22 protein-coding genes are annotated in these 26370 nt (G+C 67.9%); 19 read left to right on the plus strand and 3 right to left on the minus strand.

The window, feature by feature from the left end; all coding sequences use genetic code 11:
- The 14 genes from eccCb to JZ791_RS35265 form a co-directional block, all read left to right on the plus strand.
- On the plus strand, positions 1-1836 hold a 1836-nt coding region (gene eccCb, locus JZ791_RS35200), incomplete at its 5' end, for a type VII secretion protein EccCb (protein WP_216900792.1).
- 103 nt (positions 1837-1939) lie between these two features.
- Positions 1940-2263 carry a PE domain-containing protein gene (locus JZ791_RS35205; protein ID WP_216900794.1) on the plus strand — a complete coding sequence of 108 codons (324 nt, stop codon included), beginning with the start codon at positions 1940-1942 and terminating at the stop codon, positions 2261-2263.
- Positions 2264-2293: 30 nt separating this feature from the next.
- Positions 2294-3613: a PPE domain-containing protein gene (locus JZ791_RS35210; protein WP_216900796.1), complete on the plus strand. Its 1320-nt coding sequence runs from the start codon at positions 2294-2296 to the stop codon at positions 3611-3613.
- Between the two features lie 44 nt (positions 3614-3657).
- Positions 3658-4032 (plus strand): WXG100 family type VII secretion target, encoded by a 375-nt coding sequence (locus JZ791_RS35215; protein ID WP_216900798.1) that lies wholly within the window; start codon positions 3658-3660, stop codon positions 4030-4032.
- Positions 4033-4083: 51 nt separating this feature from the next.
- Entirely contained in the window at positions 4084-4380 is a 297-nt protein-coding gene (locus JZ791_RS35220) for a WXG100 family type VII secretion target (RefSeq protein ID WP_216900800.1), read from the plus strand.
- A gap of 2 nt (positions 4381-4382) precedes the next feature.
- Positions 4383-5279: an ESX secretion-associated protein EspG gene (locus JZ791_RS35225; RefSeq protein WP_216900802.1), complete on the plus strand. Its 897-nt coding sequence runs from the start codon at positions 4383-4385 to the stop codon at positions 5277-5279.
- Positions 5280-5358: 79 nt separating this feature from the next.
- On the plus strand, positions 5359-6876 hold the full coding sequence (locus tag JZ791_RS35230) for a MinD/ParA family ATP-binding protein (RefSeq protein ID WP_216900804.1): 1518 nt from the start codon (positions 5359-5361) through the stop codon (positions 6874-6876).
- Complete coding sequence (eccD, locus tag JZ791_RS35235; protein ID WP_216900806.1) at positions 6876-8396, plus strand: type VII secretion integral membrane protein EccD; 1521 nt, start codon at positions 6876-6878, stop codon at positions 8394-8396. The genes JZ791_RS35230 and eccD overlap by 1 nt, the downstream gene beginning before the upstream one ends.
- Positions 8396-9751: a type VII secretion-associated serine protease mycosin gene (gene mycP, locus JZ791_RS35240; RefSeq protein ID WP_216900808.1), complete on the plus strand. Its 1356-nt coding sequence runs from the start codon at positions 8396-8398 to the stop codon at positions 9749-9751. The genes eccD and mycP overlap by 1 nt, the downstream gene beginning before the upstream one ends.
- Positions 9748-11487 (plus strand): type VII secretion protein EccE, encoded by a 1740-nt coding sequence (gene eccE / locus JZ791_RS35245; RefSeq protein WP_308163276.1) that lies wholly within the window; start codon positions 9748-9750, stop codon positions 11485-11487. The genes mycP and eccE overlap by 4 nt, the downstream gene beginning before the upstream one ends.
- Before the next feature lie 14 nt (positions 11488-11501).
- Positions 11502-11855 carry a helix-turn-helix domain-containing protein gene (locus JZ791_RS35250; protein ID WP_216900810.1) on the plus strand — a complete coding sequence of 118 codons (354 nt, stop codon included), beginning with the start codon at positions 11502-11504 and terminating at the stop codon, positions 11853-11855.
- Positions 11856-11925: 70 nt separating this feature from the next.
- The gene (locus tag JZ791_RS35255) at positions 11926-12972 is read left to right on the plus strand and encodes a discoidin domain-containing protein (protein WP_216900812.1); all 1047 of its coding nucleotides are present in this window, start codon (positions 11926-11928) and stop codon (positions 12970-12972) included.
- A complete protein-coding gene (locus JZ791_RS35260; protein WP_216900814.1) occupies positions 12969-13703 on the plus strand; it encodes a hypothetical protein in 735 nt (244 codons plus the stop codon). Before JZ791_RS35255 ends, JZ791_RS35260 begins: the two co-directional genes overlap by 4 nt.
- 40 nt (positions 13704-13743) lie before the next feature.
- Entirely contained in the window at positions 13744-14940 is a 1197-nt protein-coding gene (locus tag JZ791_RS35265) for a glycosyltransferase (protein WP_216900815.1), read from the plus strand.
- 25 nt (positions 14941-14965) lie between these two features.
- Here JZ791_RS35265 and JZ791_RS35270 read toward each other — a convergent pair whose 3' ends face one another.
- Positions 14966-16006, minus strand: a complete 1041-nt coding sequence (locus JZ791_RS35270) for an SPFH domain-containing protein (protein WP_216900817.1) — start codon at positions 16004-16006, stop codon at positions 14966-14968.
- 144 nt (positions 16007-16150) lie between these two features.
- Here JZ791_RS35270 and JZ791_RS35275 point away from each other — a divergent pair, with 144 nt between their 5' ends.
- Positions 16151-17704 carry an amino acid permease gene (locus JZ791_RS35275; protein WP_216900818.1) on the plus strand — a complete coding sequence of 518 codons (1554 nt, stop codon included), beginning with the start codon at positions 16151-16153 and terminating at the stop codon, positions 17702-17704.
- 133 nt (positions 17705-17837) lie between these two features.
- Complete coding sequence (locus tag JZ791_RS35280) at positions 17838-20264, plus strand: serine/threonine-protein kinase (RefSeq protein ID WP_216900820.1); 2427 nt, start codon at positions 17838-17840, stop codon at positions 20262-20264.
- Here the strand turns inward: JZ791_RS35280 and JZ791_RS35285 are convergent.
- Positions 20259-20636 (minus strand): DUF1707 SHOCT-like domain-containing protein, encoded by a 378-nt coding sequence (locus JZ791_RS35285; RefSeq protein ID WP_216900822.1) that lies wholly within the window; start codon positions 20634-20636, stop codon positions 20259-20261. The genes JZ791_RS35280 and JZ791_RS35285 overlap by 6 nt on opposite strands.
- 129 nt (positions 20637-20765) lie before the next feature.
- Here JZ791_RS35285 and JZ791_RS35290 point away from each other — a divergent pair, with 129 nt between their 5' ends.
- The 3 genes from JZ791_RS35290 to JZ791_RS35300 all read left to right on the plus strand — a co-directional run bounded on the left by JZ791_RS35290 (position 20766) and on the right by JZ791_RS35300 (position 23582).
- Positions 20766-21500, plus strand: coding sequence for a MerR family transcriptional regulator (locus tag JZ791_RS35290; RefSeq protein WP_216900824.1), 735 nt, complete (start codon positions 20766-20768; stop codon positions 21498-21500).
- Between the two features lie 580 nt (positions 21501-22080).
- A complete protein-coding gene (locus tag JZ791_RS35295; protein ID WP_216900826.1) occupies positions 22081-22395 on the plus strand; it encodes a hypothetical protein in 315 nt (104 codons plus the stop codon).
- 92 nt (positions 22396-22487) lie between these two features.
- Positions 22488-23582: a GAF domain-containing protein gene (locus tag JZ791_RS35300; protein WP_216900828.1), complete on the plus strand. Its 1095-nt coding sequence runs from the start codon at positions 22488-22490 to the stop codon at positions 23580-23582.
- On the opposite strand, the gene JZ791_RS35305 is transcribed toward JZ791_RS35300, so the two are convergent.
- A partial coding sequence (locus tag JZ791_RS35305) for a helix-turn-helix transcriptional regulator (RefSeq protein WP_216900830.1) occupies positions 23560-26370 on the minus strand: 2811 nt, incomplete at its 5' end. The two genes, JZ791_RS35300 and JZ791_RS35305, sit on opposite strands and share 23 nt — an antisense overlap.

Consider the following 26370-nt stretch of genomic DNA (forward strand, 5'->3'; position numbering starts at 1 on the left):
CAGCGCTTCGGTGCGTCGTATATCGCGGAGGTTCGTCCCGCACCCGCACCCGCACCGGTCGCCGTTCCCGCTGCGGCCGAGGGTGACCCGGTGACGGTGATGGAGACGGTCCTGCAGCAACTGGCCGGTCACGGTCATCCGGCGCACAAGATGTGGTTGCAGCCGTTGAGTATTCCGCCCACCCTCGACGCGCTGGTCCCGTCGGTGACCACGGGCGCGCTGTGCCTGCCGCTGGCGATCATCGACCGGCCGCGTCAGCAGCGCCAGGATGTCTGGTCGGTGGATCTGTCGGCGGCCGGCGGTCACGTCGCCGTCGTCGGCGGGCCGCAGTCGGGAAAGTCCACGGCGCTGCAGAGTCTCATCCTGTCCGCCGCGTTGACACACACTCCGGAGCAGGTGCAGTTCTATTGCCTCGATTTCTCCGGCGGGCTCGCGGGCATGCGCGCTGTGCCGCACGTCGGCTCGGTAGGCGCGGCCCGCGATGTCGACCGGATACGACGGACGTTCGCGCTGATCACCAACCTCATCGCGCATCGGCAGGCGCTGTTCGCCGAGCTCGGCATCGACTCCATGCGCGAGTTCCGGCGGCGGCGTGGCTCGCCGCGGGAGTCGGCCGAGCTCGCCGCGCGCGGCGACCACCACGGCGATGTGTTTCTCGTCGTCGACGGCTGGGATATCGGATTCGCCGTCACCGGGCCGTATTTCGACGAATACGGGTCGGTGATGGAGTCGATTGCCGTGCAGGGGCTCAACTTCGGCGTGCACCTGGTCATCAGCAGCTCCCGATGGGCGGCCGTCCGGCCGGCGATCAAGGATTCCCTGCAGACGAGGCTGGAGATGCGGCTGGGTGATCTCACCGATACCGCGTTCGCCGGGCAGCGCGCGCTGGTCGCGGCGATTCCGCCGAATCGCCCGGGGCGGTGCATCTCCGCCGATGCGCTCCACATGCTGACCGCGCTGCCCCGGACCGACGGTGTGGGTAATGCCGAATCTGCCGGCGCCGGGCTGGTCGCGGCGATCGACCAACTGAACCAGGTGTACCCGAACCGGAAGGCGCCGGAAGTACAGTTGCTGCCGGCGCAGATCGGCCTGCGGGAGATTATAGCCGGAGCACCCCGCCCGGCATCGCTCGCGCAGCGACTGGTGGTGCCCTTCGGTGTTCGCGAGTCCGATCTCGGCCCGGCCGCCGTGGATTTCGGCGTCTCGCCTCACTTCATGGTGCTGGGCAGCTCCGGTTGCGGCAAGTCGGCGGTACTGGCGGCATTGCTGGAGTCGATCACGGGCCGGTTCACGGCGGACCAGGCGCGAGTATTGCTGGTCGACTATCGCCGTCAGCACATGGACGCCGTTCCCGACGGGATGTCCATCGGATATCTGACCAGCGAGCGGGACGTGGCCGAGGGGTTGCCCGCGTTCGCCGCCCGGATGCGACAGCGCCGTCCACCCGATGGTGTGACCTCTCAGCAGCTCAGGGAGCGATCGTGGTGGAGCGGCCCGGAGATCTTCGTGGTCGTCGACGACTATCACATGGTCGCCCAGCGCGGTGCGGCGAACCCGCTGGATTCGCTGAAGGACATTATCGTGGATGGCCGCGATACCGGCCTGCACGTCATTGTGGCCCGCAATATCGCCCAGGCCGATACCGCGATGTACGACAACGTGCTGGGACAGATCAAGAACGTCAACTCGGCCGGTCTGATCATGGATGGTTCCAAACTGGACGGCATGCTCATCGGTGATGTGAAACCTAGCAAACAGCCGGTTGGCCGGGGAATTCTCGTCGAGCCGATGACTTCGCGGCGGGACCTGGTGCAGGCCGCCTGGGCGCCGCGCTGACGACCGCGTTCGGTCCGCTATCGGTTCCCACGGATGGGAATGGCATAGCGTTTTCCCTGTACCAGCTCGAGGGGAGATGGTACTGGTGGTTTAGGAGAATTCCATGTCTTCGTCTTCCGTCGGGGTAACTCCGGATCAGCTACCGATCATCGGCGCGCAGGTCGCCGGTGCCATGGCTGAGGCTCTACAGTCGATCACCGCGGCTGCCCCCCTCGCTATCTGCGCACCTCCGGGGTCGGACTTCGTCAGCCCGCAGTTGACCGCGGTAACGACCCAACATGCCGCGGCGTTCTTCCCGTCTTCGCTGCAGGGAATCGGATACGGCACGGATGCTGCCGCGGTGTTGCCGACGATCGGGGCGGACTACGCGCTCACCGACGTGCTCGGGGAGTGCGAGGTCATCATGCAATCGGCTTTCCAGGGATAGTCGGCGAACTTTCGTGCGGAAGCTGATGCCATGCCACTCGATCCATTCGCGGCCGCTGCGGAGGCGTTGATAACCAGCCTGCTCACCGGACCGGGAACTCTGCCAACAATCATTACCGCCGCATCGTATTCCGCCGTGGCGGCGCAATTGCATGCCTCGGCGGCCAGCGTCGAGGGCTCGATGACCCAGATGGGTGAGAGCTGGCGTGCCGACTCGTCGGATATCGCACAGGCCGCCTTTCGATCGCACTCGAGCTGGCTGCACAAGCAAGGCGAGGTGGCCGCCCAGACCTCGGCTCAGCTGTTGCGGGCCGCGGAGGCCTATGTGACGGCGCAGCAGGGAATGGCCGCCATGCAGACGTGGCTCGCCGAATTCGAGGTCCAGCAGGCATTGCTGGCCGCGGGCGGGCCGTCGACATTGCCCGTGATGCTGGTGACGGAGACCGAGAGTATGGCGATCCTGGGCGCCACCGTCGGAGTCCTGGGCAAATATGAAGGTGACCTGGGTGTCGCCCTGGCAGCCATTCCGGAACCGACGCCCGCCCCCACGATCGTCAGCGGCCAGGGCGGCGGCGGCCCGGTGGAGACACAGGCGCTGTTCAGCGGTCTCGGCGCAGGCAACTCGCTCACCAGCGGCGCGCAATCGCTGGCCGGCAACGTGGCGAATACCGTTGGGAATCAGGCAGGCTCGACGGCCTCCACCGCGGCCAACTCGGTCACCGATGCGGGACAGGCCGCGGCCCAGCCGGTTACGGACGCCGCGCAGGCCGCCTCGACGATGTCGGATCCGCTTGCCGGTCCGGCGCCCGACAGCAGCGGCGGCGGCGGAGCCGACGGCAGCGGTACGGGCGGCGGCGGATATTCGCAGCAGCAGGGCGCTTTCGGCCCGGCGCCGTACTCGCCGACCCTGTCTGGGCTCAATGGTGGAGTCGGCAGCGCCGTGGTGTTGGGCATGGCCCGCGGCGGGCTCGGCACGATATCGGGGTCCGCGACCGGATTCCGGATGCCGGCCAATTGGTCCGCGCGCGGCGCGCGGGCATTCGGCGCCGCCGACGCGGAGGCCGAGGCCGAGGCACAGCCGGTGGCAGACCGCGCCGCGCCCAAGGGCGCCAGCGCGCCGGAGACGCAGATGAAGCGACGTGCCCGGGAGAAGACCAAGTCCGGAAAGGTGATCGTGCCCGGCGACGACCAGGAGGTACCGGCGCTCGAGCAGGCCCCTGCCGTCGGTGTCCTCGAATACGCCGCCGACGACCTGGACGCCGAGCCGATCGCCGAGCAGTCACTGTCGGTGGGTGTCCTCGAGCGGGTCGACGAGGAAACGCTCCCTGCCGAATTAGAGCGTTCTCGGTGAATTTCACCGAGGTCGAATGATGATTTCGAGAAGGGAAAGATAAAATGGCTGCTGCAGCCCTGACAATGGCGGACCCGCAAGCGATGCAGGGTGCTGCCAATCAAACGCAGTACTTTCACGGCGAGCTACAGGCTCATCTGAACGGTCTTACCGCGTGCCAAGAGGAATTTGCCGGGCACCTCAAAGGCGTGACCGGCACCGCGTTGCAGAACTCTCTCAACACCGCGCTCAGCACCGGCAATGACCTTGCCTCGTTTCTGCAGAGCATCCTCACCCAGTTGTCCACCGCCGGTACTCAGTTCGACGCCAGTGACCAGGAGGCCAAGGGAATGGTCGCGGGCGCGGGAGCGGACGGCAATTCGGGTGAGTCCACGTCCCCCACGGGCGCCTTGAAGGTAGACCTCAATTCCTGGGGCTGAGGGACACCGAGAATACCGAGAACAATCGACTCGTAAGAGGAGGAACAAAAAATGTCGATGCCAATTTATGTCGGCTACACGCAAGTTCAAGACGCCGCTTCCACGGTAAGCAAGATTGTCGGCTCGATGAGCCAGGACAGTCAGTCCTTGGCCAAGCTCAGCCAGACTCTGCTGGAGGCATTCCGTGGTGCAGGTGCGACGGGATACGAAAGCGTGATGACCCAGCTCAACACCAAGGCGACCGCCTACCAGAACAGCCTGACGAGCCTGAATTCCGCGGCGACCAATGCGGTCCTGCATCTCCAGTCCACGGACGTGCAGGCCGGCAATCGGTTCAATTCGCTGTAGTGATGGTGCTATCGTCGACCGCCCGGTCGGCACCTTCTGGGCACGACAGAGACGAACGCGATGGCGACGCGGATGCCGACCCGGTCGCCATCGACCTCAATGTCGATGCGGCGCTGTTTCTGCAGCACCTGATCGGCATGGACTCCTACCCGCATGTCCTGGCGTTGTTGCCGACCATATACAACGCCGCCGACCGAGACCGGGTGCACGCGGTCCTCGCCGAGACACTCGCCGATGCGGGCATCCTCGTCGACGGCGTGGTGCATCCGGTGGTCGCGAACTGGTTGCGCTGTCTGCATCGACCAGATGTGGAACTGGTTGTGCGGATAGTGGATTCGGACTTGGACGGTCAAGCCGAGGGGATGTTGCGGCTATCGCTGGTGCGGTGCGGCGACAACCATGTGCTTGCCGTGCGCTGTGACGACCACGTTGTCGTCCAGCCGGTGTTCGGCCGGCCGGGTCAGCTCGACGTCGTGGCGGCGGCGCTGTCCAGTGCGCTGGGCCCCTGTCCGGCATTGCGTTTCGAGCCGGTGACGGTGGCCGCCGACCAATTCGCCGAGGCGCCTTCCGATCCGGCCGAGCTTCGCCGGGCACTGGTGGAGCTGGGCGCCGTGCCGCACACCGCCACCGTGCTGACCCGCGCGCTGGGGGAGGTGGTGCGCCGCGCCGAGGTTGTCATGATCGAGCATCGCGATGGTGAGGACCGTCGACCGGAAGTCTGTGTGAGTGTTTTCGACACTCCGTCAGGGCGTGTCGTGGTCGTACCCCGGGTGGCGATGGACGGACGGGTCTGGTCGACCTATGCGCCCGGTGACGAGATAGAGGTGGGGAGATCTGTCCGGGCGTTGGTCGAGCTGTTGCCCGGCCGGGACTGGTTCGGCACGAGCCGCAGCGGGTGAGTTCCTGCTGTCGCGGCCCAGCCGCGCAGGATCGCGCGCGTTGACCGGCACTCCGCCTCCCGTCGAAAGGATCAGGGATATGAACCGAGCACCGAATACCAATGGTGATACGGCCCAGTCTGTTCGGGCTCGGGGCGGTTATGACGCGTACTTCGCGCCGCAGGCGACGGTGAGTGCCGAGACGGCCTCGTGGACCGGATCCGACGATACCTCCGAACGGATTCCCTCTTTCGACTCGAGCAACGCGGCAGTGGAGGCGCCGACGCCGGATTCGCCACAGCCCACTGCTCCGCCGGATCACACCGCGCAACCGCGGAGTCAGGCCACGGTCGCTGCGCCACTGTGGGATCCGAACGTGGTGCACATGCCGGCACAGGAGACGCCGCCGGCCGCACCGCCGGCTCAGCTGGCCGCTCCCCCCGAGCCGACCCACCCGGTCATGCGACCACAACGGGCCGCTACCGAGGCGCCCGCCGCCGCCGAGGGCCAAACCGGTTGGCCCACCCCTACTTCATCGAGTTCCTGGGTGCCCGAACGAATCACCCACGAAACCCGCATCACTCACGAGACGCGCATCACCCACGACACCGGGGGCGTCGCGCCCTCGCGCGTGGAGGTGGTGCCCTCGGTGCTGTCGTCGCACGATCTGCTGACCCAGATCGCGGCGATCAAACAGGCGAAGCTCAAGTCCAACAGCGGAATGCGCGGTGCGCTGAACAAGGTCGGCTTCAATCTGGGGCTCTCCACGGCCGAGCAGCGCTTCGAGGATCGTCGCGCCCGCATCCGCCGCCAGCTCGGCGTGCCCAATCAGATCGCGGTCGTGAGCGTGAAGGGCGGGGTGGGCCGCACCACCATCACCGCGACCCTCGGCTCGACCTTCGCCGATCTGCGACCCGATCGAGTGGTAGCCATCGATGCCAACCCGGACTTCGGCGATCTGTCCAGCCGCACCGGCCGCCACCCGTACGGGCTGACCCTGCGCGATCTGGCGCAGGCCCAGAACCTGGAGGCATTCTCGGCGGTCCACTCGTTCACCTCGATCAATTCCGCAGACCTGTCGGTGGTGGCCTCGCCGTGGACGACCGAGTCCGTCGAGGCGCTGTCGGGGCAGGAGTACCTGACTGCCACCGAGACTTTGCGCCTGCACTACAACCTGCTGCTCGTCGACTGCGGTACGGGTGTGCTGGATTCGGTTACCGGCACGGTGCTGCGGACCAGCGACGCCATCGTCGTGGTCACCCCGGCCACCGTCGGTGGCGTGAAAGGCGCTGTGGCGACGCTGAATTGGCTGACCTCGCACGGATTCCAGCATCTGGTCGCGAAATCTATGGTCGTGATCGTGCACCAGCGGCCGGACAGACCGATCGTGGAGGTCGCGGAGATCGAGAAGCTGTTCGCCACCGTGTCGCGACCGACCTGTGTGGTGCCGTACGACGAGCATCTGGCCGAGGGCGGGGAGATCGATCTTCGGTTGCTGGACAAGGAGACCGGCGTGGTATTCGAGGAATTGGCCGCGTCGCTCGCCGACAACTTTCCGGGCCCGCTGGACGGCCGTGCCGGTGAGCGTGGCCGGCTCGGCCAGCGTGGAGGATTGTGATGAGTACCGCCGTTGCCCCGGCGCCGACCGGCGCGCCACTGTCCGTCGAGGTGGCACAGGCGCGGATCGCGATCATGGTGTCCACCTATCAGGTCGACGTGGTCATGCCGACCAAATTCACGATCGAGACGTTCATCGACGACCTGCTTGTCGTGCTGTCCGAGGCGATCGGCGACGAGGGCCTGGACTTCACCCCGCCCAGTGGGCAGTGGAGTCTGGCCCGTCCCGGTGACGCGCCGATTCCGCGGTGGCGCAGCCTCGCCGACTACAACGTCGTCGACGGCACGGTGCTGATGTTGTCCGCGGTCGAGTCCTCGGAGTCGTTCACTCCGATCGTCGAGGACATCACCGATGCGCTGGCACTTATCAACGAGCGCGAATTCGCCGAGTACGACGCGGGCGCCTCCGTGACGGTCGGTGTGAGCGCCTTGGGCGCCGGCGCGCTCGCGGCGTCGGTGATGCTGTCGTGGACCTGGACGCAGACCGGCTCGCTGCTGTGGTGCGGGTTGCCCGCGCTGCTGCTCGGCCTGCTGAGCTGGGGCGCGGCGATGGCTGCTCGCCGCCGCCGGGCCGCCCCGCGCATCACGCTGGGGCCGACGCTGTCGGCGATCCCGCTGCTGTTCGCGGGCGGGGCGATGATGGTGCCGCCCGCATACGGCCATCCCGGTCCGTTCGCGGCGGCGAATCTGGCCGCCGGAGCCATGGCCGCCGCGGTCGCCGCCGCGACCATGCTGTGGCTGTCCCGGCACGGCGTCACCGTGCTGCTGGCGGTGATCATGCTGGGCATCAGCCTGGCCGTGACCGTCATTCCCGCTGCCTACCTGGATATTTCGGCGCGACAGGTGTGTGGCGGCGCGGTCTTCGTCGGACTGGTGCTGTTGACGGCGGGGCCGCGTCTGGCGGTGCTGACCGCGCGTATCCGGCCGCCCGATCTGCCCGATCCGGGCAGTGAGGTGTCGCCGCAGACGCTGACCGATATCTTCGATGCGGAAACCGGGCGGGAGGACGATTCGACCGAGTCCGAGGGGGATCCGCAGACCGCGCGCGCGGTCGGCATCGAGGCGCGGGCGCGGCTGGCGGTGTTGAGTCTGCGCGGGCTGATCGTCGGGGTCACCCTGCTGCTGTCGGCGTCCGCGGTGGCCTCGGTCGCGGTGAGCCCGGGCGGGATCCGCGAGATCGTGCTGGCCGGCGCGGTGGCCGGGATCCTGATCCTGCGCACGCGCTGGTACCCGGACATGGTGCAGGCCCTGGCGCTGGTCGTCGCGGGGTCTGCCACGGTGCTCGGCACGGCGTTCGTGCTGATCGGCGCCTATCACGCCGCGTACGCGCGGCTTCTGGTGGTACTGGTCGTGGCCACGCTCGCGGGTGCGGGATGTGCTGCGGCCGTGCGGTTGCCGGGCGTGCGGCTGTCGCCGGTGTCGCGCCGCATGATCGACCTGGGGGAATACGCCCTCATTCTGGCCGTGCCCGTGCTGGCCTTCTGGATCATGGGCATCTATACCGCGATGCGGGCGATCTGATGCGGCTGCGCAGAATCGCGGTCGCGGCGGTGTCCGCGCTGACGGTGGTCTCGGCCGCCGGACCCGGCTACGCGATGCAGCCGCCCCAGGTGCTGATCGGGGCGCCTCTCCCGGACGGGCCCCCGGGCCCGGAACTGCCTACCGAACAGGACCAGGGGTGCCTGGCCACCGGTGTCCTGCCGCAGACCGACCTCACCCAGGTGCCACAGCCGGAGCAGATGCTGAACCTGAAGCAGGCGCGCACGCTCAGCCGCGGCGCGGGGGTTACCGTCGCCGTGATCGACACCGGGGTGACCCCCGATACGCGGCTACCGCACCTGATCGGCGGCGGCGACTACGTCACCGTCGGCGGTAACGGGTTATCGGACTGCGATGCCCACGGCACGCTGGTGGCGGGCATCATCGGCGCGGCGCCCAGCACCGTGGACGGATTCACCGGTGTCGCACCGGACGCGCAGATCCTGTCGATCCGGTATCGGTCGAGCGCGTTCGATCCGAAGTATCCGCCGAATACGGATCAGTCCTTCCAGGTCGCGTTACAGATACGGACCCTGGCGCGGGCGATCACGCACGCCGCGAACCTCGGCGCCGGTGTGATCGTCGTGCCGTCGCCGATCTGCGAATCGGCCGGTTCGCAGGTGGATCAGTCGATGCTCGCGGCGGCGGTCGGCTACGCGGTGCACACCCGCGGAGCCGTTGTCGTCGCGGGCGCGGGCTCGATCAGCGGCAACTGCGAACAGAACCCCGATATCGACCCGACCCGGCCGTCGGATCCCCGGAACTGGCGCGACGTCAAGACGGTGGCCACACCCGACTGCTTCGGCTCCGACGTCCTCAGCGTCGGATACACCACCCAGGCCGGGGTGCCGGTATCGAATTCGATGCTGGGGCCGTGGGTTTCGCTTGGCGCGCCCGGTACGGGCATCGAGTCGCTGGGACCCGGCGGCCCCAACCTGATCAACGGTGTCGCAGCGGGGAACCAGCTGACGGCGGTCGGCGGCGCCGACTTCGCCGCGGCCTACGTCGCCGGGACGGCCGCGCTGCTGCGCTCGCGCTTCCCGGACGAGAGCCCCGACGACATCATCACACGGCTGCTGGACAGCGCCCATGCTCCGGCCGGCGGCGTCGATGACGCCGTGGGCGCCGGGATCATCGATCCGGTCGCCGCCCTGGGCTATCGCGCCCCGCCGCGGCCCCCCGCCGGGATCGATCGTGCGGGAACGCTGGCCGTACCGCCGCCGCCGCGTCCGGCCGATCCCCGCCCCGGCCTCGTCGCGCTCGCGGTGATCGCCGTCATGGTCCTGCTCGGTGCGGGCGTGAGCGGCGTCGACGCCGTGATCCGGAGGCGCGGGTGAGTCTCGCGGGTATTCGGATCGGCGGCATCGAACGCGGTCCCTTCGCCGTCGTCGCGGTCGGCGGCAGTCTGCTGGTCGTCGCGCTGACCGCCCGGACGCCGTGGTGGGTCGGTGTGGCGGTGTCGGCCGCGCTGCTGGCTACGACGACCGTCGAGGTCGGCGGCCGGACCGCCGTGCGCGCACTGATCGATGTGAGCGCCTATCGATACGGTCTGCCGGCGCGCGCCGAGTCGCGGGCCAACCTGCCCGAGGCGAGGAATATCGAGGTGGCCGCCGGGGTGTGCGGTGTCAGCGGGGTTGATTCGACACTGGTCGCGATGATCCAGCTCGCTCCCGATCTCGATCTGCCGACGATCATCGCGGAGAAATCCATCTATACCGAGGACACCATCCCGGTCGCCGCGCTGACGCCGATGCTCGATCAGTTCGGCATCGCCGTCGACATCGATATCGTCACCACCGGGCAGCGCATCCGCCCGACCGGCACCTACAGCATGCTGTACGACCAGCTGGTCGGATCGCATCCGGTGGTCGGGCACCGCCTGACCTGGCTCGTGGTCCGGCTCGACCAGCAGCGCAACCTGGCGGCGTTGGCCCGGCGCGGACCCTGCGAGGTGGCGGCGCCCAAGGCGCTCGCCTCGGCGGCCCATCGCATCGCGCAGCGGCTGCGCGGGCACGGGATCGCGGCGCACGCCCTGCCCGCCGACGCGCTGCGCGAGGCGACCCGGCTGCTGCACACCGGGGTCGAGCTGACCCAGCTGCGGGAAACCTGGCACCGCATGGAATCCGCGGTGCCCGGTCGCTGCGTGACCAGTTTCCTGGTCGATTGGACCCGTATGGACGGCGCCACGCTCGACGATTGCTGGAGCTGGAACCGTGGCCATACCACCCTGGTGGTCAGCCTGAGCGGTGATACCGCCGGTCCGCGCGCACTCGTACGATACGTCGGCCCGCCGGTCACGAGCCCGCCGGTCGATTATCTGCGCCCGCTGTCCGGACAGCAGTCGGCCGCGTTGCTTGCCTCGCTCCCCACGACGACCTCGATTCGCGAACTGCCGCTGCAGGATTCGGATACCGATATCGCCCCACCGGAGATGCTGGACGATCTCACCGTGGCCATCGGGCCCAACGGCCAGATCCTGGGATCGCTCACCGGGCAACCGCGGCACACGCTGGCGCTGCCGCTTTTCGATCCCGCGCGGTACAACCCGCGCCGGCGCACGATCGATGTGCATGCTGCGCTTCCGGTCGCACAGCAGATCGTGTTGCGGGCCATGGCCGTCGGCGCGGATGTCGAGGTGTATTCGGCGCGACCGGATCGCTGGCAGCAGATGGTCGCGGCGATCGGCGACCCGTATCTGCTGCGCATGGCTGCGGCGTTGGATCCCGCTGTGGCGCAGGAGGATCCGGTGCCCGTGACAATCGCGGTCTTCGACCAGATGCCCGCGCGGGTTTCGACCGCGCACACCACCGTCACGATCAGCGAGCCCGGCGGCCCGCGCCGGCGAACCGCGGATCTGGTCATCGAACAGGTCGGCGCGGCCACGGTCGATGTGAGCATCCCGATGCGCACGGTCCGCGTGGACCTGATCGAGCCGCGTGGTGAGACCCGCTATCTCCAACCGCCGATGCATGCCCCCGGCGGGGGGTATCCGGCGGCTCTTCCCGAGGCGATACCGGCGTCCGGCATCGCGGCCGGTTCGATACGGGAATCGCAAACAGAACACGTCAATTGAAGGAATGGACGGTAATGTCGGTCAGCGTGACAATGGACGTGCAGTATGAGGACGGTGAGCCCAGGCTGCACGAGGGTGATAATGAGCAGACTCCGCGACAGGCCGCGGCGTCCATTTTTTCGCGTCGGCTCTCGGACCTGATAGGTGAATCCGTCGTGGCCACCGAGGACGGCGCCACGCGAGGACTGACGCTGTATTCGCTGGCACAGCACTTGGAGCTGGCATATCCGGATGTGCCCGTTTCCCAGTCGGGCCTCTATCGGCTCGTACACGGTGAGGCCATTCCGCGATTGGATCTCATCATTGCGCTGGCACGTGTATTCGATGTTCCCCCTGAGTATTTCGTCACCGAGGAGAAAAAGGACTGATATTCACTGTTCCCGTCAGGGGGAATAGTGATGTATTCGCCGCCGGGCCGCGCGCGGATACCATCCGGGTATGTCTGCTGAAAACCGCGACGACGTCTTCGTGCGGCATCGCGGTGCGGTCCTGGACACCTTGCTCTCGGATCCGTCGTTCAGTGGCCCGTCGGCGGCTCCCGGGCCGCTGACCGGTGGTGCCGGAATCGAAGAGTTCGCGGTCGGTGACCCAGGATTCGGTAGTGATCCGTTCGCCTCCGGCGCTCCTGCCGCCTCGGCCCCGCGACGTGCGGACGCCGGGCCCAGGGCCAGCGAACGGATCCTGGCGCTGCTGAACGGCGAGAGCCCGGCGGCCGGGGGCATGGAGTTCGAATCCGATCACTCCACCCTCGCGAGCAAACTCGCCTCGCCACCGGAATCGCCGGTCGCCCCCGACGAGTCCCACCGGTCCGCCGCGCCTCTCACACCTCGTTCATCGGCGCCGAACCCCTTGGCGGACCTGCTCGTTCAGGTGAAGAAGCCGAAGGTGGCCCTGATCATCGCCGGTGTGCTGGCGGTGCTTCTCATCGTGGTGCTCGTGTTCACCACGGGCGGCAAGGACAGTTCCAGCACCTCGTTGGCGGTGATCACTCCGGTCAGCGCCGCGCCGGCGCAGTCGGCGCCGGCGACGTCCACCGCGCCCGCCGACTCGACCATCCAGGTCAAATCCGCCCAGTCGCACTGTCCACCGGGCGGAACTCCCGGCATGGATGCCTTCTCCGGGGACGGCGGCAAGGCGTGGTCGTGCGCGCGGGCCTACAACGTCGACGGCCAGGTGCTGACGATCAGCCTCGGCAAGACCTACCAGGTGGACTCCATCGGAATCGTTCCCGGCTGGGATCACACCAGTCCGGACGGTACGGACCAATGGGCGAAATACCGTACCGTCAGCCGGGTTTCGTACCGGTTCGACGACTCCGACGCCACCACCTACACCCAGCAGACCATGGATCAGCGCACGCTGGTGGTGACGAAGATCAGCCCGCCCGTACAGGCCGACAAGGTGGTGCTGACCGTTCTGGAGTCCAAGGGGGATCCGTCGGTCGACACGACCGCCATCTCCTCGATTGTGATCACGGGACATTGACTCTGCCGCATACGATCTGCCAGTACTGCTCGCACCGCGCCGACGCCGCGGCGTCGCTCTGCGGACATTGCGGTGCGCCGCTGCCTGCCGCGCCCGCTGGGCCTCCTGCGCAGCCGCAGGCCGGGCACAGCATCATGTCGGAGGTCGAGAAGAAGTTCGCCCCGGGGATCAAGAAACTCGCGCCCGAGGTCGAGAAGCTCGCCCCGGCGGCAATGATGGGCGCCGGCATCCTGTCACGATACGTGCCAGGGATCCTCGGGAAGATGGGGCAGTGGAAGGCCATTCTCGCGGTGCTCGGCGTACTGGCGGTGCTGGCCTTCACCGTATTCCGGTCGTGTTCGTTCTCGCTGCCTTCGATGAAGACGACGCCGGTGCAGGCGCTGCCGTCGGTGCTGCGCATCGCCTCCTCCTGTCAGAAGTACGATTCGAACGGCGCCTACAAATGCGTTGTCGAACCGGACAGCGCGGTGCTGCTCGGCGGGCTCACCGGCGGGCAGGCGCTCACGTACTACGTGCAGGTGGATCCGTCCGATCGGCTGAACGCGACGATCGCCCGCTGGCGCTCGGCCGGGGGCCTGGTCCTGGCGGACTCCACCGCATTCCTCGAGATCGGCCCGTCCCAGACCGTGTGGTACGCCAACACGCATACCGGATTCCATTTGGAGACGGGAACTTTCGTCAGCCAGGCGAGCGCGCGGACGTTCCTGCTGCGTACCGGTCTGATCGTCTAGCACGGATCCGTGCCGGAACATGCGAACAAGGAGTGACAGCGTGCGGGTGCTCTTGTCTGCGAGCGGCGCGCGCGGCGACGTCGAGCCGGCCCTGGGGCTCGCGCTGCGGCTGCGGGAGTGCGGAGCCCGGGTGCGGGTGTGCGCGCCGCCGAACTTTGCCGGACGCTTCACCGAACTGGGCGTGCCGCTGGTGCCGTTGGGGCCGCCGATGCCAGGTTCGGGTGGTGTGCAAGCCACGATGGCGGACCTGCTGGACTACGCAGACAATTGGCCCGAGATTCAGTTCGACACGATCCTCACAGCATCCGAAGGATGCGATGCGGTAATAGCGACCGCCATGACCGAGATCGCCGCTCGATCGGCCGCCGAGAAATTGGGAATCCATTACCAGTATGTGAGTTACCAGCCGACCGGTCTGCCCTCGCCGCATCATTCGCCCATGCCCTGGATGCCCGGCGAGCGGTCGGCGCCGGAGACGATCGGCAACCAGTTGCTGTGGGAGATTGACGCCGAGGGGTGGAACGCGCAGTTCGGTGAGAAGCTGAATTCCCACCGAGTGGCGCTCGGGCTGCCGCCGGTGGGCAATGTGCGCGACCATGTCGTCACCGACCGCCCATGGTTGGCGGCGGACCCCGTTCTGGGGCCATGGCCGGGATCACCCGGTCTGGATGTCGTACAGACCGGTGCCTGGATCGTGCCCGACGAACGTCCCCTCGCCGCCGAGTTGGAGGCATTCTTGGGCGCGGGTACGCCCCCGGTGTACTTCGGCTTCGGCAGTATGCCGGTGCGCCATGGCATCGCCCAGGCCGCGATCGGAGCGATTCGCGCGCACGACCGCCGTGTGCTGCTGTCTCGCGGCTGGGCCGAGCTGGCTCCGATCGACAACCGCTCCGACTGCATGGTCGTTGACGAGGTCAACCACCAGGCGCTTTTCACCCGCGTCGCTGCCGTCATCCACCACGGCGGCGCGGGCACGACGACGACCGCAGCCAGAGCCGGCGTGCCTCAAGTGGTGGTGCCCCAGATGATGGACCAGGCGTATTGGGCGCGCCGAGTGGCGGATCTCGGCATCGGCAAGGCATGTGCGGATCCTGTCTCCGATCTGGCCGCACTGTCCGCCGCCCTCGACATGGCATTGGCGGCGGCCACCCGTGCCCGAGCGGGCGAAGTGGCGGGCATGATTCGAGCCGACGGGGCAACGGTGGCGGCGAAGTTGCTGATCGACGCGATCAGGTAGGGATGCCGTCGGCTGGATAGCTGCGTCAGGGTTGGGCCGTGGGTGCGCCGCACCCGGTGCAGAACTTCGCGCCCGGGGCCAGTTCGGCGCCGCAGTCGGCGCAATGGTGAGGTTGGGCGCCGGTCATCTCGGTGCCGCAGTGCATGCAGAACCGCGCGCCGGACGGGTTCGCGCAATGGCATCGGGGGCAGGGTGTTCCGGTGGGTTCGGCCACCGCGGGCCGTGCGACGTTCTGCTGGATAGCGTTCAAACCCAGTGCGGCGCCGAGGAATCCGCCGTCACCGCCGTGGCCGCCGTGCGCCAGGCCCTGGCCCGCGCCGAGTGCGAGTTCTCCGGCGGCGTAGCGGCCGAAATCGCCGGTGAGGCGAATGTAGGTGAGGTCCTTGGCCAGTCGCTTGAGCCGGTCCGCGTCCTCGGGGGCGAGGGTGATGTCGAAGTTGCCCATCCGGCCGATGCGCAGACCGTACTCGTAGAGCACGAGATTGGTCTGCCGCAACACCGCGGCCTCGATCGGCTCCACCGCCGCGGACAATCCGAGCACCGGCCAGTCGCCCCGGGAAATGCCCTGTGTCACTATCACTTTCATGGACTTCAGCAGCAGGTCCGCGGACCAGGACTGGACCGCGTCCGCACGGCTCAGATCCGCGGTGCCCACCAGGGAGGTGATCAGTTCGGCCGGATCGCGCACGCAGAGCGAATATTCACCGAAGGCGCGCAGCGTGACCACCTGCTCGCTGACCGGATCGGCGATATCGGCCAGCCGACCGCCGAACCTGTTGCCCGGCAGCTCCCGGGTGGAGACGAAATACAGTTCGGCACGGTAGTAGTTCGAGCCGGTGAGCGAGTCGATCAGGCTGCTGAGCACCGGCAGGGCTTCGGCGTCGAGGCGGTGCCGTCCGGGGCCCAGGGCGGTGACCACCCGGCCGGACTTCACGAACAGGGCGATTTCGTCGGCATTGACATTCACCCGGCTGAAGCGTCGGATGTTCAGATCCGGCCACTTGTAGAGCAGTTGACTCTTGCGGTCCTCGGGGACGGCGATGAATTCCCGCTCGAACCAGGCCATGGCGGACTCCCATCGATGCGATAGGGGAATTGTTTCTCGATGTAGTAGCGGCTCCCATCGCTGGGAAGTTCATCGAGCGTAATGTGCCACCAATTGGCGGTACATTGGCTGGCGATATGATGCATGTCACCTGAAAGGCCCAGCATGACAACCGCACGCTCGCCCTGGTTGGCTCCCCAACCCGACGGCCTGCACCACGAGGACGCCGGATATCGCAAATCGCTGCGCCCGCGTCAGCTGCAGATGATCGGGATCGGCGGCGCCATCGGCACCGGCCTTTTCCTCGGTTCGGCGGACCGGCTACACCACGCCGGACCGGGCCTGTTCCTGGTGTACGCCCTCTGCGGCGTGTTCGTCCTGTTCGTGCTGCGGGCACTGGGCGAGCTGGTGCTGCACCGGCCCTCGTCCGGCTCGTTCGTATCGTATGCGCGCGAGTTCTACGGCGAGAAGGTGGCTTTCGCCACCGGCTGGATGTATTTCTTCCACTGGTGCATGACCGGCATCGTGGACATCACGGCCATCGCCACCTACGTGCACTACTGGGGTCTGACCTCGGCGGTGCCACAGTGGGTGATCGCGCTGGTCGCCCTGGTGCTCGTGGTCGGATTCAACCTCGTGTCGGTGCGCTGGTTCGGTGAACTGGAGTTCTGGGCCGCGCTGATCAAGGTCGCCGCCCTGGTCATCTTCCTGATCGTCGGATCGATCATCCTCGGCGGCCGGTTCTCGATTCAGGGGCAGGAGACCGGGTTCGGCCTGCTTTCCGACAACGGTGGTCTATTCCCCGTCGGTGCGCTGCCGCTGGTCACCGTCACCACCGGCGTGGTATTCGCCTATGCCGCAGTGGAACTGGTTGGTACCGCGGCCGGTGAGGCGAAGCATCCGGAGAAGGTGATGCCGCGGGCGATCAACGCGGTGATCGCCCGGATCGCGCTGTTCTACGTGGGCTCGCTGGCACTGCTGGGATTGCTGTTGCCCTACAGCGACTTCGGCGGCGAGGAGAGCCCGTTCGTGACCTTCTTCAGCAAGCTCGGCGTGCACGGCGCGGGCACGATCATGAACCTCATCGTGCTGACCGCCGCCTTCTCCAGCCTCAACGCCGGACTGTATTCGACCGGCCGCATCCTGCGCTCGATGTCGGTGAACGGCAGCGCCCCCGCGCTGGGTGCGCGCATGTCCCGGTCCGGGGTGCCGTATGTCGGCATCCTGGCCACCGGCGCGATCGCCCTGATCGGGGTGGGCCTGAATGCCGTGGTCCCGGACAAGGCCTTCGAGATCGTGCTGAATATGGCGGCGCTGGGCACGATTACGGCGTGGTTCGTGATCGTGGCCTGCCAGTTGCGGCTGTGGAGCTGGTGGCGCAAGGGGGTCGCGCAGCGCCCCGCGTTCCGGCTGCCCGGTACGCCCTATACCAGCATCGCCACCCTGCTGTTCCTCGCGGGCGTGGTCGTGCTGATGGCCGTCAGCAACGATGAGGTGCAGCGCGGCGCGGTGATCGCGGTCGTGGTGGTCATGCTGCCGGTGCTCACCGCCGGATGGCGCCTGGTGCGCAAGCGCGCCGCGAGTGTGGCCGCCGAGTGGCGAGCGGTCAGTGAGCAGTCCCCGCACCTCCCCGAACATCCGACTACCGAAACCGATGCCGATGCGACGACCGCAACCATCGACGAGACGACCGAGGTCGTCGACTCGGACACCGTTTAGCCCACCAGACGGCGGTTCGTCGTTCCGGCACACCTTCGGCTCTATTCCCACCGGCGGGAACAATGCCTCCACGACGAAATCGATGGCGGACCAGAATGAGAGCTCGACCCATCAGTGGGTACGAAAGGTTCCCATGCCCGAGCGCTCCGAGGCCGAGCAACCGCTTCCCCATCCATGGGCCAATCGGCGCATGCGGGGAAGTGAGGTGCCTCGCCGTCCGGCCCATCCGTGGGCCTCTCGGCGTGCGGCGGCACCGGATGCGCGGACGCTGTATCCGGTGTTCTCCGAGCAGTTCTCGGCGCAGGGTCCGCCGTTGCGTCCGGCCCGGCCGGTGGCCCGGCGGCAGACCGACCGGGACCTCGAACTCGAGCTGGAGCTGCTGGCCGAGGAGGAGGCCGATCAGGGCGCGGAATCGGGCCGGGGATCGGGCCGTTCCGGGCGCTCTCGTCCGAGCGTGCGCCGACTGGGCGCGGGGCTGGTCGAGATGCCCAAGGTGACTCCGCTCGATCCGCGCACCGCGGTGCTGGTCAATCCCGAAGTCCCCGAGGTCAAACGGTTCTGCTGGAAATGTGAGGCGCCGGTGGGCCGCCGCGGCGCCGAGGGGCCCGGCGTGATCAGCGGTACCTGCGCGGCATGCCACTCGCCGTTCAACTTCCGGCCGAGCCTGCAGCCGGGCGACCTGGTCGCCGGGCAGTACGAGGTGCAGGGCTGCCTGGCCCATGGCGGGCTCGGCTGGGTGTACCTGGCCGTCGATCGGAATGTCAGCGACCGCTGGGTGGTGCTGAAGGGCCTGCAGAATCCGATGGATTTCGAGGCGCATGTGGTGGCCCTGGCCGAGCGCCAATTCCTTTCGGAGATGGCATATCCCGGCATCGTGAAGATCCACAACTTCGTCAAGCACGCCGCCGCGGGACGTGAGGCCGCCGCCGGGTACATCGTGATGGAGTACGTGGGCGGGCGATCGCTGAAGACGATGCTCGATGTGCTTGCGCCGGGCCATATTCCGGTGGCCGAGGCGATCGCGTATCTGATGGAGGTGCTGCCCGCGCTGGACTATCTGCACTCGTTCGGGCTGGCCTACAACGATCTCAAACCCGACAACATCATGGTGAGCGAGGACGAGGTCAAGCTCATCGACCTCGGCGCGGTCGCCGCGCTGGACTCGTACGGCAGCATCTACGGCACGCCCGGGTATCAGGCGCCGGAGATCACCGAGACGGGACCGACCGTCGCGTCGGACCTGTACTCGGTCGGGCGGACGCTGGCCGTGCTCACGCTGCGCCTGCCGATCGGCCCCGATGGCAATCTGACGTCCGGAATACCCTCGCCACAGGACCAGCCGCTGTTTCTGCGCTACCCGCCGCTGTACCGATTGCTGTGCCGGGCCACCGATCCCGACCCGCGCCGGCGGTTCCCGTCGGCCTACGCGATGTACTGCCAGATGGTCGGCGTGCTGCGCATGGTCCTGGCCGTCGACACCGGAGACGAGCATCCCCAGGCCTCGGCCGAATTCGGCGCCATGCGTGACGATTTCGGTATCGAGACGCTCATCGGGCAGACCGACGGGGTGATCGACGGCACCCATCGGATGCCCGAGGTGTCCGCGCGGGACGTGGTCGCCACGCTGCCGTTCCCGTTGATAGACAACGCGGATCCGTGCGCGGAACTGCTATCCACGATGGAACACGGTGATCCGCATCATGTATTGGATGCGTTGCGGCGCACCAGGGCTCGCATCGCCGCCGGTGTCATCACCGAGCCGGAGACCTTCGAGCTGGAGAGCGCGCTCACCGCGGTGCGGGCGCACCTCGAACTCGAGGACGTGGCCTCGGTGCGGGCGCTGCTGGCCGGCCTGGGACCGGGCCACGAGGGGGACTGGCGTATCGAATGGTATCTGGGCGTCGCCGCGCTGTTGGACGGTGAATTCGAGCTCGGCTACCGGCATTTCGACACCGTGTACTCGATGCTGCCCGGTGAGATCGCGCCCGCCCTGGCGCTCGGCGCCGCCGCGGAACTGGTACTGCAGCAGCTGAGTGAGCCCGGTGACCCCACGCCGTGGCACGATGCCGCCATGGGCCACTACCGCACGGTATGGTGCACCAACCACGGCGTGGTGAGCGCGGCCTTCGGCCTGGCCCGCAGGCTGGCCGCGGACGGGGATCTGCTTGCGGCCGTGGCTATTCTGGACGAGGTGCCGGCCGCCTCCCGGCATCACGGCATGGCACGGATGACCGGCTCGCTGCTACTGGTGTCGCGGCCGATCGCGGAGATCACCGAGGCCGACCTCGGTGCGGCGGCCTCGCGCCTGGCGGTGCTGGCCGACGATCCGCGGTCCCTGCAGCTGAAGGTGATCGTGGTCGGTGCGGCCCTGGAGTGGCTGCGGGCCGGCGCGCGACCGCGACAGCTCGAACGGATACTCGGATTTCCGGTCACTCCCAAGGGATTACGCCAGGGATTGGAGTCGAGCCTGCGGGCCCTGGCCCATATCGCCCCCGACCGCTGGCGCCGGTATCGGCTGATCGATCTCGCCAACAGCGTCCGGCCGCGCAGCTGGTTATAGCGGCCGGTTCCTGGACGGGAGCCAGCGGCGGCCCGCGTAGAGCGCCGCTGGGATCCCGGCGATCGCCAACAGCCACAGCAAATGTCCGGTTGTCACCGCGATCGTGAGAACGACGACGGCGATCACGGCCGAGGCCATCGCGATGCGCCGCAACGGATTCCGGGGTGCGTCCTCGGGTTCGTCGAGCGGTATCGGGAGATCGACGAGTAGATGGGCGAGTTCGGCCTTGGTGGTCGCCGTGGCCGCCAGCGCGCTGCGTTCGCTGAATTCGGCGAGGCTCAGCAGACCCGTCCCGGCGTGGTGGACCAGAATGTGCATCGCGCGCTCGCGTTCGGCATTCCCGATCCGAGCGCCGGAGCTCGCACTACTCATGGGTGGAGCATAAGCCGGTCCGCCGCTCGGTGACGGCCCGATAGCCACTGGTGGGAAGCCGATCACAGATTTCGTTGACACGGCCACTCGCGCTGACCCGCGCTGTTCGGGTGTGGTTTCCTTGTATATATGACAGCGGGTGTGGAGTACACGATCGACGAGCTCGCACGTGCGGCGGGAACGACGGTGCGTAGCCTGCGCGTCTACCATGAGCGCGGGGTTCTGCCCTCGCCCGAGGTCCGGGGGCGCACCGGCTACTACGGCGACGAGCATCTGAACCGGGTGCGTACCATCAGCCGCCTGCTGGACAGGGGAATCAAGCTCAACGGCATCCGCGAACTGCTCGAAGCTTGGGATCGCGGCGATGATCTGGGCGACATCCTCGGCGTCATGGAATCCGACGAGACGCCGGGCGATGCACCGTCGTCGGGGGAGCATATCGCGGCCACGGATCTTGCGCAGCGGTATGCCGATGTCGCACAGGGGCTGGCCCGCGTGGTCGCGCTGGGGCTGTACGAGCCGGTGGATGCCGCGACCTACCGGGTGGCAGACCCGCAGCTGGTCCGGATCGTCGATCGGCTGGTCGGGGTCGGCCTGCCGACCGAGGAGGTGCTCGGCGAGCTCGAGCGGTTGAAGGCCGACAGCGAGCGCATCGCCCGCCGCGCCGTCGAGCTGTTTCATCGCACGGCGTGGGCGGCGTACGAGAATTCCGAGCGCCGTTCCGAGGATGTGGCCCTGCTGACCGAACAGCTCGCCGCGATCCGGGCCGTCGCCGCGACGACCGGCAGCGAAGTCGTGGATCGATACATCACGATGTACCTCCACGGTGACAGCGAGCTGTCCGACGTTCTCTCCGGAGCCTGATTCCCGGCCGGAGTTCATGACAGACCCCTGGCGCCGGGTTGGCGCGTGCGTCCGGTCCGCCCCGGGGCGATCGGCGCTGTGCGCAGTCTCACCGAATCCCCAACTGTGAGAAGACCTGTTTTATGTACCGTTATTTAGCGGTACATTGAATGAAGTAAGAACAGGCTCTGCTCGCGGTATCGACGTCGGCGGGCCGGGATAAGGCAACATTGAGACGTCGGTGAACGGTACGAAAATGAACGAGTCGAAGGATAAGGTAACCCGGGGGAACCCCCTGGGGTCGCGATTCCTGACATGTGTGGCGGTAGCGGTCGCCTTGTCCATCGGATCGGCGGGACTGGCCGCAGCCTCTCCTGGCGGTGGTGGGCACGGCGGAGGTGGGCACGGCGGAGGTGGTGGCCACAGTGCCGGCGGCGCAGGGCACAGCGGCGGCGCGGGGCACAACGGGGGTGGTTATGGCGGCGGCGCGGGCCAGGGCGGCGCGCATGCACCCGGCGGCACGGGGGGCTACGGCGGTGGCACACACGGACCCGGTAGTGCTCATGCGCCAGGCGGCGTTCCGGGCTACGGTGGCGGCAGTATGCCGGGCTTCGGCGGCGGCGGGTTCGCACACGGTCCGGGCGCGAATGCCGGCATCCCGGGATATCACTCCGGCCCCGGTGCACCCGCAGCTGTGCACAGCCCCTCCGTTGTCACGGCCCCCGGTGGCTCGGATTCCGTTCGTCCCGGTATGGCCCCACAGCAGCGGATAGTCATCGTCCCGCCGGGAAGCGGCCTGACGTGGGTGGGCAACACGCTGGTCTGGGCGCCCAACTACCAGGCCGATCCATCGCCGAGCCGGCCCGGTAACGGCCCGCACGGCAGCTGCGATCCCACCCGGCCCGAATGCGGCTGATCGGCGTCGCTCGTAGTTCTACGTATGTTTGCGGATAGTTCTACGTATGTTGGCGGATGTTTCGTGATCCGTTGCCGCGTTGCATGCATGGCATGAGATCGTTGGCGATGTCGCGCAGCCATCCGTGGGTGACGCTGGAAACGCTGACTCCCGAACACTTATCGGCCGTGTCGATCGGCGGGGAGCCACGTGAGTTCAGCGGGTGGCAGCGGGTGGTGCAGCGAATGCTGGGCAAGATGCCCTCCGCGCACGGCCTGACCACCGCGCAGGTCTACGAGGCGGTATCCGCGGCGCGCGACCGCGCCGAGGATGTGCACGTCCAGGTGCGCACCGGCGGTAACCCGTACACGCTGTACGCCCGGCCGGTGCTCGGGCCCGCGGCGGACGTCCACGCCGTGCAGCTGTGGGCCGGGCCCGCCGGTAGCCGTGTGCCCGCCCCGAATCCGGCGGTGGGCGGCACCTGGGATCTGCCCTCGCAGACCGTCCGGCTACCGGCCGGAGTGACCCAGCTGGCCGGGATGCCCGCACACGACTACCAGCCGTCCATGGCGATCGCGGAATTGTTCCACCGGTGGACGGGCTTCGATCGGCACGGTGAAGTGCTGGATCTGCTGTACGAACCCCAGCCGGGCGCCAGCCTGCAATTCGATGTGACAGCGGGCTTCTCGGTGCGCTGGCGGGTATCCATCCGCGCCCGTGACGACGCGCGCAGCCGCGGTGCGTGGCTGCTGATCGAGGATGTGGGCTCGGCCGACGTGACGCCGCAGATTCCGGCCCTGGAACGGATCGCGCTGCGCGAGGCGCATCGGCGTGCCGGGACGCATCTGGGCGTGGTGCAGGTGGAACATTCGAGCATCTCGCATTGGCTGACCGATCCCGCGCCGTGGGTGCGCTGGGACAATCTGCCGACGCCTACCGACGTGTTCCACCCCGGGGACCGCGCGCGGCTGTCCGGGGTGGCCGAGCGCCTGCGTTCCGGCGCGGCCGCCACCGTGACCGTGCGGGCGCTCAGTTATCACGGCGACTACCGGCCGATCTCGCTGGTGCTCTATCCGTATCCCGGCTACACCGGCCGTCAGCTCGCGATCGCGGAGTTCGTCAGGGTCGACGAGCCCGCCCCGCAGGCGGGGCCGGCCGCCCCGATCGGCGAGTTCACCGCGGGCGTCACGACCCGTGGGCGTGGCTGAGCGCGATCTGCACCCGCGAGTCGAGGTCGAGCTTGTTCAGGATGCTCGACACGTGGGTCTGCACCGTACGCCGGGACAACAGCATCTGCGTGGCGATCTGCGAGTTCGACATGCCCTGCGTGACGAATTCGGCCACGCGCAGTTCGCTGGGAGTCAGTGCGGCCCAACCGGTTTTCGGACGCTTGCGTGGACCGCGGCGGCCCAGGCGCAGCCCGAGCCGGCGCAGCCACGCCTCCGCCCGGGCGATGACCCATTCGGCCTCCATGCCCGAATACAGCTCGACGGCCGCGTCCAAAGCCGTTCGCGCGGAAGCGGTCTGCCCGGCCTCGGCCTGCACGGCGGCCAGACTCTCGTAAGCGAGACCGGTGTACAGCGGGCGCCCGGCGATGGTGAACAGCTCCGCGGATTCGGTGAGCAGTGCGGGATCCCGCGTGAGCAGCCCGGTGCACAGCAGTGCCGTGGCGCGGCGGCTGGGGGTGTCGATGCGGGAATCGGCCGAGCGCGCATCGTCCGCGATGGTCCGCAGATCGGCCGAGCGGCCGGTCAGCACCGCCAGCCGCGCCATGTCGGGATAGATGTAGTACTGGGCGACATCGGTCCAGTACGGCTTCGCGTCGGCGCAACTGCGGATGAGCAGATCCAGTGCCTCATCGGGGCGTCCGCGCGCCTCCAGCGCGAGCGACCGGGCATGGGCGTGGATGGGGGCGCCGGTGCGGGCGCCGATATCGTCGTCCAGATCCGGGATGGACTCGGGTGTGCCGTTGAATACGCCCCGGCAGATCGCGATCACCGTCGCGAAGGTCGGAGCGATACTGGCGAAGCCGAGAACGTCCGCGGTGCCGACGCACCGGGTGAGTACCGTCGAGGCGTCATCCCATCGTCCGGTCAGGAAATGCAGCAGGCCCAAGGCGATCAGGTTCGCGGTCTGCATCGTGCCGCCGTTGCGGTCCTCGTAATCGACTGCGGCAGTGAGGATCGGCTCCGCGGCCACCGGACGGTCCAGCTGGATCAGATTGTATCCGCTCACGGTGTAGGGGTTGAAATACGAGAACCCTTCGCCGCCTGCCCGCGACTCGTACTGCTGAACCAGGTTGTCCCCCAGTCGCAATCCCTCCTCCAGGCGGCATTGGTAATACCGGGCGAACCCGAGCGAGAACTGCGCCATGCCGATCGAGACCGGGTCGGAGATCTCGCGTCCGAGGGTCTCGGCGCGTTCGGCGGCGCGTTCGGCGGCCGGGATGTTCTCGAGCAGAAGCGATTCCAAGGCGAGCATGCCCTGATGCCGCGCCTCCAGGTTCGGCAGGATGCTCTCCTCGCGGACCGCGTCGATCGAAACATCGTGTGCCGCTCGGACTTTCCCCTGTGCCATGCAGGCCATGGACAACAGCAAGAGCAGGATGTTGCGGAACTGGCCCGGGGCCCCCTGTCGCAGTTCCGGCCGTTCCAGCGCCTCGCGCGCGGCGCTCTCGGCCTCCCGCGCATGCCCGTCCCACAGCAGCGCTCGCACGAGCAGCATCCGCAGCAGGGGGCCCGAGTTGGTGTCGGTTGTGGAGCCGATGGCATCGGACAGCAGTCGCACGGCGTTCTCGGGGGCAACGATGATCAGCCGATTGGCCGACTTCATCAGCCACGCGATGCCGTTCGAGTCCAGGTGCACACCGCTCGAGATCAGGTATTCGGCAATGCGTTCGACCGGCCCGCCGGCGCTCATCAGGGTCTGTGCGGCGTGCGACTGCAGGCTTGCCCGGGTCACCTTCGGCACCTGTGCCGCGAAGACCCGCCGGATCAGGTCGTGCCTGAACACCAGTACCGCGTCGCGATTCGATGCGGGGTGCCCGGGCGACGGGTGGACCAGGCCGTCCCGGCTGCGGGACAGGACTCTCGCCTCGATCGCCAGGCTCACCACATCGTCGATCTCCTCGGCCTCGGCGCCGAGTACGGCAGTCAGTTCGCCCGCCTCGACGCTCACCCCCAGGGCCGCCGCCAGCGACAGCACCCGCCGCACATTCGTCGGCAGATAATCCAGGCGGCGCAGGATGGCCTCGGTGAGCGAGGCGGGCAGGCGCGGTTCGTCGCCCGCCGCGGTGGTGGTCAGCTCGATCGTGCCGTCCGGCTCGCGGGTGAGCTGCCCGGCCTGCTGTAAACCGGCCACCAATTCGGTGATGAACAGCGGATTTCCGGCTGTCCACGCGAGCGCGCGGCCCAATGCCGGGCCGGCGGGCGCACCGAGCATATCCGCGGCGAGGTCGGTGCCGTCGTGATCGGCCAACGGGCCCAGGGAAACTCGTATCGCGCCCGCGGTGAACTGATCGAGCAGCCCCCGCAGGGGCTCGGTCCTGGGCAGGGGGCGCATGGTCAGGACGATCAGGAGCGGAAGTTCGTCGGTCGTCTCGTGCAGCCGGGCGACCGCCCGCAGGCTGGACGGGTCGGCCCAGTGCGCGTCGTCCATGACCAGCAGCAACGGCCCTGTGGCGCAGAGACTTTCGAAGATGTCGACGAGCCTGTCGATCACGGAGATCTCCCAGGCGACCGCGCCCCCTTCGCCCGCGCCTTCGCCGCGCAGCAGCGCGCGGGCACGTTCGACGGTCGGATGGGCGGATTCGCCCCGCAGCCAATCGGCCGACAGCCAGGACCTGAGCGCGGCGAAGGGCATACGCATGTCCAGTTCGTTGGCCGCGCTGGTCAGTAGCCGGGTCCGCGCTCGGTCCGCGCTCCGGACGACCTCATCGAGCAGAGCGGTCTTACCGACCCCCGGTTCGCCGTCGACGACGACGACCCCACCCTGCCC

The organism is Nocardia alni (assembly GCF_019038435.1).
Taxonomy (GTDB): domain Bacteria; phylum Actinomycetota; class Actinomycetes; order Mycobacteriales; family Mycobacteriaceae; genus Nocardia; species Nocardia alni.

Excerpts from the sequence above, each read along its gene's own strand:
- JZ791_RS35220 (WP_216900800.1), top strand. The coding sequence starts at position 4,084 with ATGTCGATGCCAATTTATGTCGGCTACACGCAAGTTCAAGACGCCGCT.
- JZ791_RS35275 (WP_216900818.1), top strand. The coding sequence starts at position 16,151 with ATGACAACCGCACGCTCGCCCTGGTTGGCTCCCCAACCCGACGGCCTG.
- JZ791_RS35270 (WP_216900817.1), bottom strand. The coding sequence starts at position 16,006 with ATGGCCTGGTTCGAGCGGGAATTCATCGCCGTCCCCGAGGACCGCAAG.
- JZ791_RS35255 (WP_216900812.1), top strand. The coding sequence starts at position 11,926 with ATGTCTGCTGAAAACCGCGACGACGTCTTCGTGCGGCATCGCGGTGCG.
- JZ791_RS35300 (WP_216900828.1), top strand. The coding sequence starts at position 22,488 with ATGAGATCGTTGGCGATGTCGCGCAGCCATCCGTGGGTGACGCTGGAA.
- JZ791_RS35230 (WP_216900804.1), top strand. The coding sequence starts at position 5,359 with ATGAACCGAGCACCGAATACCAATGGTGATACGGCCCAGTCTGTTCGG.
- JZ791_RS35250 (WP_216900810.1), top strand. The coding sequence starts at position 11,502 with ATGTCGGTCAGCGTGACAATGGACGTGCAGTATGAGGACGGTGAGCCC.
- JZ791_RS35205 (WP_216900794.1), top strand. The coding sequence starts at position 1,940 with ATGTCTTCGTCTTCCGTCGGGGTAACTCCGGATCAGCTACCGATCATC.
- JZ791_RS35285 (WP_216900822.1), bottom strand. The coding sequence starts at position 20,636 with ATGAGTAGTGCGAGCTCCGGCGCTCGGATCGGGAATGCCGAACGCGAG.
- JZ791_RS35215 (WP_216900798.1), top strand. The coding sequence starts at position 3,658 with ATGGCTGCTGCAGCCCTGACAATGGCGGACCCGCAAGCGATGCAGGGT.
- JZ791_RS35295 (WP_216900826.1), top strand. The coding sequence starts at position 22,081 with ATGCCGGGCTTCGGCGGCGGCGGGTTCGCACACGGTCCGGGCGCGAAT.
- JZ791_RS35290 (WP_216900824.1), top strand. The coding sequence starts at position 20,766 with ATGACAGCGGGTGTGGAGTACACGATCGACGAGCTCGCACGTGCGGCG.
- JZ791_RS35210 (WP_216900796.1), top strand. The coding sequence starts at position 2,294 with ATGCCACTCGATCCATTCGCGGCCGCTGCGGAGGCGTTGATAACCAGC.
- mycP (WP_216900808.1), top strand. The coding sequence starts at position 8,396 with ATGCGGCTGCGCAGAATCGCGGTCGCGGCGGTGTCCGCGCTGACGGTG.
- eccD (WP_216900806.1), top strand. The coding sequence starts at position 6,876 with ATGAGTACCGCCGTTGCCCCGGCGCCGACCGGCGCGCCACTGTCCGTC.
- JZ791_RS35225 (WP_216900802.1), top strand. The coding sequence starts at position 4,383 with ATGGTGCTATCGTCGACCGCCCGGTCGGCACCTTCTGGGCACGACAGA.
- JZ791_RS35280 (WP_216900820.1), top strand. The coding sequence starts at position 17,838 with ATGCCCGAGCGCTCCGAGGCCGAGCAACCGCTTCCCCATCCATGGGCC.